The organism is Arthrobacter sp. BB-1 (assembly GCF_006151685.1).
Classification (GTDB): Bacteria; Actinomycetota; Actinomycetes; order Actinomycetales; family Micrococcaceae; genus Arthrobacter.
The window spans coordinates 40,988-53,608 of the sequence record NZ_VDEV01000025.1 but is presented as its reverse complement, the minus strand read 5'-3'; the positions used below and the strand labels follow the sequence as shown (position 1 = coordinate 53,608).

At 67.2% G+C, this 12,621-nt stretch carries 9 protein-coding genes; 7 read left to right on the top strand and 2 right to left on the bottom strand.

Annotated features, from left to right (window positions below; all coding sequences use genetic code 11):
- Positions 1-41: 41 nt before the first annotated feature.
- Both FHJ30_RS13935 and FHJ30_RS13930 read right to left on the bottom strand, forming a co-directional pair.
- Entirely contained in the window at positions 42-845 is an 804-nt protein-coding gene (locus FHJ30_RS13935; protein WP_139029874.1) for a hypothetical protein, read from the bottom strand.
- 141 nt (positions 846-986) lie between these two features.
- The gene (locus tag FHJ30_RS13930; RefSeq protein WP_139029873.1) at positions 987-1,634 is read right to left on the bottom strand and encodes a hypothetical protein; all 648 of its coding nucleotides are present in this window, start codon (positions 1,632-1,634) and stop codon (positions 987-989) included.
- Between the two features lie 49 nt (positions 1,635-1,683).
- Between FHJ30_RS13930 and FHJ30_RS13925 the strand changes: the two genes are divergently transcribed.
- The 7 genes from FHJ30_RS13925 (at position 1,684) to FHJ30_RS13895 (ending at position 12,579) form a co-directional block, all read left to right on the top strand.
- The gene (locus FHJ30_RS13925) at positions 1,684-2,820 is read left to right on the top strand and encodes a GuaB3 family IMP dehydrogenase-related protein (protein WP_139029872.1); all 1,137 of its coding nucleotides are present in this window, start codon (positions 1,684-1,686) and stop codon (positions 2,818-2,820) included.
- Between the two features lie 75 nt (positions 2,821-2,895).
- On the top strand, positions 2,896-4,635 hold the full coding sequence (locus FHJ30_RS13920; protein WP_139029871.1) for a glycerol-3-phosphate dehydrogenase/oxidase: 1,740 nt from the start codon (positions 2,896-2,898) through the stop codon (positions 4,633-4,635).
- A gap of 41 nt (positions 4,636-4,676) precedes the next feature.
- Positions 4,677-5,165, top strand: a complete 489-nt coding sequence (locus tag FHJ30_RS13915; RefSeq protein WP_139029870.1) for a PTS sugar transporter subunit IIA — start codon at positions 4,677-4,679, stop codon at positions 5,163-5,165.
- Positions 5,166-5,218: 53 nt separating this feature from the next.
- Positions 5,219-6,070, top strand: a complete 852-nt coding sequence (locus FHJ30_RS13910; RefSeq protein WP_139029869.1) for an SURF1 family protein — start codon at positions 5,219-5,221, stop codon at positions 6,068-6,070.
- The gene (locus FHJ30_RS13905) at positions 6,067-6,591 is read left to right on the top strand and encodes a DUF3817 domain-containing protein (RefSeq protein WP_139029868.1); all 525 of its coding nucleotides are present in this window, start codon (positions 6,067-6,069) and stop codon (positions 6,589-6,591) included. Before FHJ30_RS13910 ends, FHJ30_RS13905 begins: the two co-directional genes overlap by 4 nt.
- A 92-nt stretch (positions 6,592-6,683) precedes the next feature.
- Complete coding sequence (gene guaA, locus FHJ30_RS13900) at positions 6,684-8,279, top strand: glutamine-hydrolyzing GMP synthase (protein WP_157241662.1); 1,596 nt, start codon at positions 6,684-6,686, stop codon at positions 8,277-8,279.
- A 130-nt stretch (positions 8,280-8,409) separates the two neighbouring features.
- Positions 8,410-12,579: a DUF4011 domain-containing protein gene (locus FHJ30_RS13895; RefSeq protein WP_139029866.1), complete on the top strand. Its 4,170-nt coding sequence runs from the start codon at positions 8,410-8,412 to the stop codon at positions 12,577-12,579.
- Positions 12,580-12,621 lie beyond the last annotated feature (42 nt).

The following is a 12,621-nucleotide window of genomic DNA, read 5'->3' as shown; positions in this document are numbered from 1 at the left end:
TCCTCACAGGATCAGGTTGCCGGGTTGGTCCAGGCTCGGCCTCAGCCGAAACCGAGCTTACCGCCCACCCATCCAAGGGCGTCCTGGGCGCCGGAGGCCACATCCTTGGCGGCGCCTACCACTCCTGCGCCGAAGTCCCAGATCCGCTTGGTGACCGGAACATCCCCCGACATCATTCCCAGGAGTCCCCAGCCGAGGGCAAGTCCGCCCAGGACTACACCGGCAGGTGCTCCCACAATGGTCCCTGTCGCAACAACGGCAGCCACGGAGAGGCCGCCACCAATGAGGCCGTCCGCGATCCTGAAGGGGTCCTTTCCATCGATTCCGGAGAGGACGTCCAGGACACCGGTTGCCCCGCCCAGGACGCCCAGCACCTTCCCGGTGCCCTTCATGAAGTCGAAGAATTTACTGACGCCCGGCTGGACCTGCGCGAGCTCCAGGTTCCAGTTGAATTTGTCGGCAACAAACACCATGGCCGCAGCAATTCCTGATGCCGCGCTGCCGTCGTCAACTCCGATTTTTTCGAGGAGCCACTCGATGCCGGAGGGAGCATGCTGATAGTCCGGGTCCGTGAACGCATCACCCCACCCGCCTTCCGGGGCGGAACCCGCGGGATTTGTGCTGGTCCCGTTCCCGGAGGCGGGTGAAGAACCAGCGCCGCCCTGGTTGCTGGCGGTTTCCTGTTCGTCAGCGTGTTTCAACAACGCTGAAGACTGGTTTTGCAGGGACTCCGACGTTTTGTTGAGCATGGGACGGAGGGTGGAGGACCATTCGCTGCGGAACCTGTCGCCGTCGGTGCCCTTCCAGGCAGCGCACTGCACCAGCGCATTCACGGTCGATTCCACACCCTTCAGGCTCGACCCGGATGTTGCCAGTGACCGGGACAGCGTCCGCAGCTGATCGATGTCAGCCCCATATATTCCTGGCGCCACAGTTTGCCCCCAATGTTGTTGCCACAGTCCAAAGACCCCACAGCAAAACCTACGTCACTCCTGGGACCGCCGCGATGGGGAGTTGTCCCCGCTGCCACCAGTTTGCAGGATGGTCGTCCGGACCCGGGCGAGGCTTGGCTGGGGCGGAACACTGCTGAAACCGAACGTCACGGCGGGGCGGATGGGCGCCAGTGCGCCGGCGTCCGTGCCGTTCCAGCTGACGACGGCGGACGTGATGTTGTGGAGGTCGCTCACCCCGTAGTACTCCCGGCGGCCGCTTCCGGCCGTTCCGGCGGTCCGGGAGCCGCCGCTGAGCAGCCCCGCGACAGGACTGACCGCCCCCAGCCAGCGGGGATGGACGGCGAGGGGCCGGGGAACCGCCCGCAGCCCGCGGCCCAGGAAGGTCCGGCTGCCGATGCCGGCGCTCACGGCGAGCGGGCCGGCGTCGACCCTCAATGAGCCCCGCTCCAACCGGGCGGACACGCCGACCAGCACAACGTCGTCGAACGCGTAGGTGCCGGAGATGAAGTCCGCCACCTCTGCGGTGGGCGCCAGCAGCAGCCGCCGCCCGGACGGCTGCTGGAGCATCACGTCGGAAAACGCGCCGAACGGGGACTGTTGCCAGAGGCCCACCACCGCACGCAGCCCGGAGGAGGTGCCCAGGCCCGCAATGTGTCCATCAAAGATCCAGCGTCTGCCCACCGTGCCACTCTAGCCAAGGACACCGCAGCGGCTGGGATAACCTAGAGCAGTGACTTACGAGATCGAGATCGGCCGTGGCAAGCGTGGGCGTCGTGCCTACTCCCTGGATGACATAGCAATCGTCCCCAACCGTCGCACCCGCGACCCGAAGGACGTCTCCGTCTCCTGGCAGATCGACGCCTACCAGTTCGACATGCCGGTGATCGCCGCCCCGATGGACTCGGCGATGTCCCCGGCTACGGCCATTGCCCTCGGCAAGCTCGGCGGCCTCGGTGTCCTGGACCTCGAAGGCCTGTGGACCCGCTACGAGGACCCGCAGCCCATCCTGGACGAGATCGGAGCGCTGGAGGACGAAACCAACAGCCCCGCCGTGACCGGCCGCATGCAGGAGCTGTACCAGGCGCCCATCCAGCCTGAGCTGATCACCTCCCGCCTCGCCGAAATCCGGGAGGCCGGCGTGACGGTGGCGGGATCGCTCACCCCGCAGCGCACCCAGGAGCACTACAAGACCGTCCTCGCTGCCGGCGTGGACATCTTCGTCATCCGCGGCACCACCGTCTCCGCCGAGCACGTCTCCAAGGACCACGAGCCGCTCAACCTCAAGCAGTTCATCTACGAACTGGACGTCCCCGTCATCGTGGGCGGCGCCGCCGGCTACACGCCCGCCCTGCACCTCATGCGCACCGGCGCCGCCGGCGTCCTGGTTGGCTTCGGCGGCGGGGCCACCACCACCACCCGCCGCGCATTGGGCATCCACTCGCCCATGGCCTCCGCCATTTCCGACGTCGCTGCCGCCCGCCGCGACTACATGGATGAGTCCGGCGGCCGCTACGTCCACGTGATTGCCGACGGCGGCATGGGCACCTCGGGTGACATCGTCAAGGCCATCGCGATGGGCGCCGACGCCGTGATGCTCGGCAGCGCGCTGGCACGGGCGGAGGAGGCGCCCGGCAAGGGCTGGCACTGGGGCCAGGAAGCCCACCACCTCGAACTGCCCCGCGGCGACCGCGCCAACGTGGGCACCGTGGGCCCGCTGGAGGAAGTCTTGTTCGGGCCGGGACACCACACCAACGGCACCTCGAACCTCATCGGTGCGCTGCGCCGCTCCATGGCGACCACCGGCTACTCTGACCTGAAGGAATTCCAGCGGGTCGACGTCGTGGTTTCCCCTTACGCCGGAAACTGACGGACGCCTGCCCAAGCGTGCCGCCAGCAAGTAGGGTGGTTTTACTACCGGCACAAGAGGCACTGGAGGCGTTCAATGAAGAGATTTCCTGTTAACGGCGGGGCCCTCGGCCCGGAAGCCAGGGAAGCATCCATCCAACGGCTGCGCGCCACGTCGGAGCCCGGCCAGGAGCTGGACATCCTCATTGTCGGCGGCGGAATCGTGGGCACCGGAGCCGCCCTGGACGCCGTCACCCGCGGCCTGACGGTGGGCATCGTTGAGGCGAGCGACTGGGCGGCAGGCACGTCCTCCCGGTCCTCGAAGCTCATCCATGGCGGCCTCCGCTACCTGGAGATGCTTGATTTCGGCCTGGTGAAGGAGGCCCTGCAGGAGCGGGGCCTGCTGCTCTCGGAACTGGCGCCGCACCTGGCCCGGCCGGTGCCTTTCCTGTACCCGCTGACCAAGCCCTTCATCGAGCGCCCCTACGTGGGTGCCGGCATCGCACTGTACGACGTCATGTCCATCTCCAGCGGGCACAGCAGGGGAGTGCCGTTCCACAAGCACCTCACCCGACGTGGCACCCTGCGCGCCGCCCCCAGCCTCAAGAACGACGCCTTCGTGGGCTCCATCCGCTACTACGACGGCCAGGTGGACGACGCCAAATACTGCGCCAATTTGGTGCGGACTGCCGCCTACTACGGCGCCCACGCCGTCAACCAGATGAAAGTGGTGGATTTCCTCCGCGAGGGCGAACGGGTAGTGGGGGCCAAGGTGGTCAACCACGAGGACGGCACGCAGTTCAACATCAAAGCCAAGCAGGTCATCAACGCCACGGGCGTCTGGACGGACGAAACGCAGGCCATGGTGACCGACCGGGGCCAGCTGAAGGTGCGTGCCTCCAAGGGCATCCACCTGGTGGTGCCGCGCGACCGGTTCCAGTCAACGGTGGGGCTGATCCTGCGCACCGAGAAATCGGTGCTGTTCGTCATTCCCTGGGGCCGGCACTGGATCATCGGCACCACGGACACCGACTGGAACCTGGACAAGGCCCACCCGGCCGCCTCCAGCAAGGACATCGACTACATCCTGGAACACGTCAACAAGGTCCTCAAGCGGCCGCTGACCCGGGAGGATGTGGAGGGCGTCTACGCCGGCCTGCGTCCCCTCCTCGCCGGCGAAAACGACTCCACTGCCAAGCTGTCCCGTGAGCACGTGGTGGCCCATCCCGTTCCGGGCCTTGTGGTGGTGGCCGGGGGCAAGTGGACCACCTACCGCGTGATGGCCAAGGACGCGGTGGATGAAGCTACCCGCACCATGGACGAGCGGGTTCCGCCCAGCTGCACGGAAACCATCCCGCTGTTGGGCGCAAGCGGCTTCCGGGCGGCATGGAACCGGCGCAACCGGACCGCGGAGGAATCCGGAGTGCATGTGGCCCGCGTTGAGCACCTGCTGAACCGGTATGGCTCCATGACCGACGAGGTGCTGGCCATCATCGAAGAGAATCCGGCCCTGGCTGAGCCGATTCCCGGCGCTGACGACTACCTCCAGGCCGAGGCCGTGTACGCCGCCACCCACGAGGGCGCGCGGCATGTGCACGACGTCCTGACCCGGAGGACACGGATTTCCATCGAGGCGTGGGACCGCGGCGTGTCCGCGGTGCCGGTTGTCGCTAAACTAATGGGTGACGTTCTTGGCTGGAGTGACGCACAGCGCGAAAACGAGGTCCGGCACTACATCGCACGGGTGGAGGCCGAACGCCTCAGCCAGCAACAGCCGGACGACGAATCCGCAGACGCCGCCCGCCTGGGCGTGGAAGACATCGTGCCCTTGCGCTGAGGGATTCACGGCAACAGCACTCCTGACCGAAGGGATACGCCTTGGCGGAACCACTAGACCGGTACGACGCCGAGCTCACCACTCCCGAAATGGTGATCCTGGAGCTGGAGGCAACGGACAAGGCCGACGCCGCCACTCAGCTCGCCAAGCGGATGTACGCCGCCGGGCGCATCTCGGACCTGGACGGGTTCCTCAAGCATGTGAATGCCCGGGAGCACCAGCTGGCCACAGGACTCCCGGGCGGCATCGGCCTGCCGCATGCGCGCAGCGAGTTCGTCTCCCAGACCTCCATCGCCGTGGGCATCGCCAAATACGGGCATGCCTTGGATTTTGGCGCCGCCGATGGCCCTGCCACGGTGATCCTGCTGATCGCCACCCCCGCCAGTTCCTTCTCGGACCACCTTGAGGTCCTCGCAACGCTGGCCCGGTCGCTGTCCAAGGAGTCGTTCAGGGAATCGCTGCGCCGGGCCTACGATCCCGAGGTGATTGCGGAGCTCATCAACTCGAGCCTGGTGTTCTTCGATCACTGAGCAGCAGCTCCGGCGTTTAGTTGTTCTACAGCGGTACGAAGTACGGTTAAGACGTGTGGAAAACAGCCCTTAAGCCCCGATGGATCGCCGGTTTTGTCTTCGCGATCGCCATCTCCGGGGTCTTCGTGCTGCTGAGCCAATGGCAGTTCGGGCGGTCCACGCGGCCGGAAATCCCCGCCAACCCTGCCACTGAACAGGTCAAGCCACTGACGGACACCCTCCGGCCCGGCGAGTTCTTCCACGGGACCGATGCCGACCAGATGGTCTCGGCGCAGGGGTCCTATGACCCCGCAAAACAGCTCCTGGTCCCCGGCCGGCTGCATGACGGCAAGCCGGGCTACTGGGTAGTTACCGCCTTCGCCGTCTCCGGCGCCCCCACCCTGAGCGGCGTTGCCGCCTCACCCCAGACGTGGATTCCCGTGGCCCGCGGATGGGTGGCGGACCCCGCAGACGTCCCGGCGCCGCCGTCGGGCGTCCTCGAACTGACGGGGCGGCTCCTGCCGTCCGAGGCACCTGTGCCGGGAACGGCACCCCGGCCGGGCGAAGCCACCGCAGTGTCCGTGGCTGAGCTGATCAATTACTGGGAAGTCAGCAGTTACCCGGGCTTCGTCGCTGCCACTGCTGAACTAGCCGGCGGCGAGGACGTCAGCCCGGCCGCCGTGCCCGGCGGACTCCTTCCCCTGGATATCGGCCCGCAGCCGCCCGCCCAGCAGATCAACTGGCTCAACCTCTTCTATTCCCTCGAATGGGTGGTCTTCGCCGGCTTTGCCCTCTTCATCTGGTGGCGCCTGGTCAAGGACGACTACCACCGGGACCTTGAGGAGGCCCTCGATCATGATGGCGACCACCCTCTCCCTGAACAACCCGAGCATCCTGAACAGAACCAGCAAAAGGTACAGCCATGATTGATCCAAAACCGGCCACTCCCGCCGCCGGCACCAACGCAGGCACCAACACTGCAGGGAAGCCCCCCGGCAAGAAGCGGCGCTTCGGCGGCACGGAAGCCCAGATCCGCTCGGCCCTGAAGTTCTACAAAGTGCTCGCGTACCTCACCGGCACCATGCTGCTGCTCCTCTGCGCGGAACTGGCCGCCCGGTACGGCTTCGGGCAGTACCTGTTCGCCGGCGGCACCAACGCCGTCACCGGCCAGCCTTTCGGCTTTGGCTTCGCTGACGCGGAGCCCCCCGGGGTTCTGGGCGGAGTGAACCTGTCCGTGGCCGTCCTGATCGTGCACGGCTGGATGTACGTCGTCTACCTGATCTCGAACTTCCGGCTCTGGTCCCTGATGCGCTGGCCGTTCCTCAAGCTGATCCTGCTGGCACTGGGCGGCGTGGTCCCTTTCCTTTCCTTCATTGTGGAAAAGAAGGTCCACGCGGAGGTTGAGGCCGAGCTTGCCGCCAACCCGCAGGCCCCCCAGCGCTACTGACCAGCGCTTGCCCGGCGATGCCCGCCGGGGGAGTCTGCTGCGTCACAGCACCGCTTCTCAAGGTGCGCCGGCGCAACGGCGCAAAGTAGGCTATGACGGTGACTACTCCCACTGCATCCCAGACTTCCCAGAAGCCGGTGCTGGTTGTTGACTACGGTGCCCAGTACGCGCAGCTGATTGCCCGCCGCGTCCGGGAAGCGAACGTGTATTCGGAAGTGGTTCCGCATACGTACACCACCGAGCAGCTCCTGGCCAAGAACCCCGCCGCCATCATCCTGTCCGGCGGCCCGTCCAGCGTTTACGCGGACGGTGCCCCGAGCGTCGGGGCCGACCTCTTCGAGGCCGGGGTCCCGGTCTTCGGCATCTGCTACGGCTTCCAGGCCATGGCCAACGCCCTGGGCGGCAAGGTGGACAAGACCGGGCTGCGGGAGTACGGCTCCACCCAGACCACCATCATCGGCGAAGGCCGCTCGGTCCTGGAGGGCATGCCGCAGCACCAGAACACCTGGATGAGCCACGGCGACTCCGTGCACGAGGCCCCTGAGGGCTTCGAAGTGCTGGCGACGACGGCGGGCGCTGAGGTGGCTGCCTTCGCCAACGAGGAGAAGGGCCTGTTCGGCGTGCAGTGGCACCCCGAGGTCAAGCACTCCGCCTACGGCCAGCAGGTCCTGGAAAACTTCCTCTTCAAGGGCGCCCGGATCGAGCCCAACTGGACCACGGGCAACATCCTGGAGGAACAGGTGGAGCGGATCCGGAAGCAGATCGGCGACGCACGGGTGATCTGCGGCCTCTCCGGCGGCGTGGACTCCGCCGTCGCGGCTGCCCTGGTGCAGCGCGCTGTCGGTGACCAGCTGACCTGTGTGTTCGTGGACCACGGCCTGCTGCGCGAAGGCGAAGCCGAGCAGGTTGAGCGCGACTTCGTTGCCGCCACCGGCGTGAAGCTGTATGTCGCCAACGAGCAGGAGCGCTTCCTGTCCGCGCTTGCCGGTGTCAGCGATCCCGAAACGAAGCGCAAGATCATCGGCCGCGAGTTCATCCGCGCGTTCGAGGAAGCCGAGCTGGCCATCATCGCCGAGGCCGCCGCCCACGGCGAGAAGATCAAGTTCCTGGTGCAGGGCACCCTCTACCCGGACGTTGTCGAATCCGGCGGCGGCGAGGGCGCAGCGAACATCAAGAGCCACCACAACGTGGGCGGCCTGCCCGAGGACCTGCAGTTCGAGCTCGTGGAACCGCTCCGGGCACTCTTCAAGGACGAGGTCCGTGCCGTGGGCGCCCAGCTGGGCCTGCCGCAGGAGATTGTGGGGCGCCAGCCCTTCCCGGGGCCTGGACTTGGAATCCGGATCGTCGGCGAGGTCACCAAGGAACGCCTTGACCTGCTGCGCAAGGCGGACGCCATCGCCCGTGCCGAGCTCACTGCCGCGGGCCTGGACAACGAGGTCTGGCAGATGCCCGTGGTGCTGCTGGCCGATGTGCGCAGCGTTGGAGTCATGGGCGACGGCCGCACTTACGGCCACCCCATCGTGCTCCGCCCCGTCTCCTCTGAGGACGCCATGACGGCGGACTGGTCACGGCTTCCGTACGAACTGCTGGCCAGGATCTCCAACCGCATCACCAACGAGGTGGAGGGCGTCAACCGCGTGGTGCTCGACGTCACCAGCAAGCCGCCGGGAACCATCGAGTGGGAATAGCATCCTGAGTGGCCGGCCTCCGTCAATGGAGGCCGGCCACTGGTGTTCCGGGGTGAAATCCTCCGGAATTTCGGGCTTTGCAGTGTTGCGGTCTCTCAGTCCCGCCGCCTGAGCGGCTACTCTCGAACCTATGCCCGTATGGTCCAGGACGTCACGTGCAAGCGCAGAAAAGAAGGCAGTAGTGTCAGTTGGTCAAGGCCACCCGGAGGGCTCCGAGGAGCTCCGCAAATGGCTGTCCGGGCTTAAACCCGTCACCGGGGCAGACACCATGCTGCGCTTCACCAAGACGCCCGAGGGCTCCATCGACCTGACGCACGCCCATCCGTCAGGGCTGGCCCAGCTTATGGCGGGCCGCAAGACGCGGCTGTCCACCCTGATCCGGGACCGCCAGCAGTACGTCGTCGCGGCCAGGGCATCCCGGAACATCCGGTCCAAGATCTTCGAGCTGTCCAACGAGCGCGGCATTGACGCCGGCTATCTCTCCGCAGGCACCGTGGTGTGGACGTCGGCCGTCGGCGGCAAGCCCCAGCGCGTCTCGGCCCCGGTCATGCTCACCGCCATTTCGCTCACCGTCCGGCCGGGGGAGGACGACTACGAACTCCAGCTGACCGAGCAGGCGCACATCAACCCCGCCCTGGTGCGGCACCTGAAAAACATCCATGGCATTGTTTTTGACGTCAACGCCGTCACGCGGCTCGCCTACAGCACGGCCCGCTTTGATCCCCAGCCCGTCCTGGACCGGCTGGGCACGCTGATCAGGCCTATTCACGGCGCCGAGGCGCAGCACAACCTGCTGGTTTCCACGTTCGCGGACCTGTCCGGCAACCTGGACGACCCGTGGATCAATGACTCCAACCCGCTCATTTCCGCGCTGGCCACCGCCGGCGGAGGCGAAGTGGTGGACGTCGAGGAGCCGGACCCCTCACGGTTTCCTCCGCTGGACAGCAGGCACCCGAAGGACGAACTGCTCCTGCTGGACGCGGACACGGACCAGCAGTACGTCATTGACGCTGCCCGTGCCGGTGATTCCCTGGTGGTCAGGACCCCGCCGGGCACCGGCCAGACCCAGACCGCCATCAACACCATCGGCGCACTGGTGGATGCCGGCAAGACCGTCCTGGTGGTGGGGGACCGCCGCGCCAGCCTCAACGAAGTGTCCGGCCAGCTTGAGGGCCTGGGCCTGGAGTCCATCCTCTTCCAGCTGTCCGGGAACGTCACCGCCCAGCAGCTCAAGGCGCAGCTGGTCCGTGCCATCGTCCGCAACGAAAAGTCGCTGGAACCCCAGCTGGGGAACCTGCACAACACGCTGACTGAGCACCGCCACGCGCTGATGGACCATGTGGCATCGCTCCACAACGTCCGGCAGCGGTGGGGCTGCTCCCCATACCAGGCCATGCAGTCGCTGGCGGAGCTCACCTCGATCCACCCCGCCCCGGCCACCACTGTGCGGCTGAAGCGGAGCGTCCTGGACAGCATCCGGGACCGTGACGAGCTTGCGGGGAGGCTCCGCCGGGCAGCTGAGCTGGGAAGCTTCAGCAAGGCCTCCACCGCCAGCCCGTGGCACGGTGCCCGGCTGCTGACGCGGAAAGAGACCGAGGAAGCACAGGAGCTTGTCCGCTCGGTGGAAAAGAGCCTGCCGGCCCTCCGCGACCGCATGGAAGCCGTGGCTGAACATGCGGAAATCCGGCTGGGAGCCTCCTTCGCTGAATGGGGTGAACAGCTCGAGCTCCTGGTGGCGGTGCGGGGCAGCCTGGACAAGTTCACGCCGGACATTTTCGACCGCCCCGTGACGGACCTCATTTCGGCCACCGCGCCGTCGGCCTGGCGCAAGGAGCGCGGCATCGAGATGACCTCCATGCAGCGCTCAAGGCTGCGGAGGGTCGCGAAGGAGTATGTCAGGCCCGGGGTCCACATCGCCGACCTGCACACGTCCCTCCTGCTGGTACAGGAGCAGCGGGCGCTGTGGGCGGGTTATGCCACCACGCAGCGGCATCCCGCCGTGCCGTCCGGGCTCGCCGAGATGAACGCCATGTACCGCTCGCTGGACAGCGACCTTGCCCGCCTGGGCGAGGCCCTGCGCCACACGGCGGCCGGCGGTTCCCTGGCAGCCGTCCGGTACGAGGAACTCATGGAGCGCCTTGAACGGCTGGTGGCGGACACCGACACGCTGAAGACACTGCCCGAGCGCACCCTGCTCGTCGAGAACATGCGCGAGCACGGGCTCGGCGAGCTGCTGGCCGACCTCGCGGAGCGCGAGGTTCCCGCCAGCTCCGTGGCGGCCGAACTTGAGCTGGCATGGTGGCAGTCAGCCCTTGAGGCCATGATCAGCGGCGACGACTACCTGGCCATGTCCGATGGCGACGCGCTGCGGAAGCTGGAGGCCGAGTACCGCCTCGCGGACAATGCCCACATCGCCAGCGGCGCCGCCCGCCTCCGCTGGGACCTTGCCGAGCGGTGGCGCAGCGCCATTGCAGCCCATCCCCGCCAGGCTGACCTCCTCCGGAGCCTGCTCAAGGACGGGAGGGTGTCGCTGCCGTCGCTGACGGCGCAGGCACCTGAACTGATCGGAACGCTGGTTCCGGTCTGGTCCGTGAGCCCCTATCTCATGACCGGCCTGCTGCCGGCGGAACAGCGGTTTGACGCGGTAGTCATCCTGGACGCGGAGGCGACCTCGCTGCAGGCCGTGCTTCCGTCCATCGCCCGTGCCCGGCAAGTCATTGCCTTCGGCGATTCCCGGATTGCCAGCCCCCGCACTTTCACGGTAGGCGTTGAGCGCCTGGCACCGGGCGAATCGGCGCACCAGCGGGTGGAGAGCGCCTTCGGTGCCCTGTCCAAGGTCCTTCCGGTGTGGAGGCTCAACTTTGTCTATCGGGCGGTGGACGAGGACCTCGTCCTCCAGCTGAGCAAGAACTTTTACGACGGCGGCCTCCGCCGGCTCCCGGAAGGGCAGTCCGCCACCGGACTGGACCGGTCCCTGCTGGTGGAATACCTTCCGGACGGCACCGGGTTGCCCAGTGCGGACCACGAAGGCGTGGAATCCGTGGTGGCGGAAGTCAACCGGGTGGTCCATCTGGTCTTCGAGCACGCCCGGCTGCGTCCGCGTACGTCGCTGGCCGTGGTCACGGCCAGCCTCCGCCACGCGGCCAGGATCGGGGAATCCATCCGGCTCCAGCTGCCCAACTACCCGGCCCTGGCGGGCTTCTTCGGGGCCGGTCCGGAGTCCTTCCGTGTTGTTGACCTTGAACGGGCCCAGGGGCTGGTGCGCGACCATGTCATCTTCTCGCCCGGCTTTGGCCGGACACCCCACGGACGCGCCCTGCACAACTTCGGGCCCCTCTCTGCCGAAGGCGGCCGGGAGAAGTTCGCCCTGGCCATGACCCGCGCCCGCAGGTCGATGCATGTTCTCACGTGCTTCCGGCCGGAGGACCTGGACCAGACCAGGCTGACGCACGGTGCGGTGGACCTGTACGCCCTCCTTGACCGTGAAATCGCGGGAAACACGGACCTCGGAACTCCGGCTTCGCGCGCCGCGGCAAGCGAGCAGGCACTCGGAGCCGATCCGCTGGTGGCTGATCTCGGCGACCGCCTGCGCGCCCGCGGCGCCCGGGTGTGGCACCAGTACGATGGCGCCATCGACGTCGTGGCGGCCGCCGATCCGCTGAGCACCATGGGCCAGGAGGACGCAGACCTCCCATGGCCGGTGGCGATCGAATCGGACGGCACCGAACAGTACCGTGCCCTGAGCGTCCGGGAGCGCAGCCGGCTGCGTCCCCAGCTGCTGGAGCGCCTTGGCTGGCGCTACATGCCGCTGTGGACCATCGAGGTGTTCACTGATCCGTCCGCCTGCGCCGACCGCATCGCAGGGTACCTTGGCCTCGAAAAAAATGCGCTCTCCGGGCGAACGGCCACATCCATCGCCTTCCTGGACGACGACGTGGACCAGGCCCTCAACGGAATAGATGCCGTGTCCCGGCACACGGCATCGAACCATGAACCAATGCAGGCCGAAGGCCCGGACAGCAAGGAGGCGGGTGCCATGGCGCCGGACCACCAGGACAACGACGCTTCGGACAGCGGGCAGGCCGCCGCTGCACCTGCGCCCGGGCAGGACGAGGAGGGCGCCCGCGGCGCTGTTCCCGGCAGCGGGTCCACGGCTGCCCAGCCCGGCACGGCCGCCCAGCCCGGTGCGCCTGCCCTGCCAAAGAAGGCAGCTGAAGACGAACCCCGGGGCTGGGGCGACCGCGAAGACGACGACCACGATGCGTGGCTGAAGGAACAGAAACCTCCCCACTGGGGCTGAGGTTAGCTCCTGGCTGAGGCAAGTGCCTGCCCGTTGTGGAAG

Excerpts from the sequence above, each read along its gene's own strand:
- FHJ30_RS13905 (WP_139029868.1), top strand. The coding sequence starts at position 6,067 with ATGATTGATCCAAAACCGGCCACTCCCGCCGCCGGCACCAACGCAGGC.
- guaA (WP_157241662.1), top strand. The coding sequence starts at position 6,684 with ATGACGGTGACTACTCCCACTGCATCCCAGACTTCCCAGAAGCCGGTG.
- FHJ30_RS13920 (WP_139029871.1), top strand. The coding sequence starts at position 2,896 with ATGAAGAGATTTCCTGTTAACGGCGGGGCCCTCGGCCCGGAAGCCAGG.
- FHJ30_RS13895 (WP_139029866.1), top strand. The coding sequence starts at position 8,410 with ATGCCCGTATGGTCCAGGACGTCACGTGCAAGCGCAGAAAAGAAGGCA.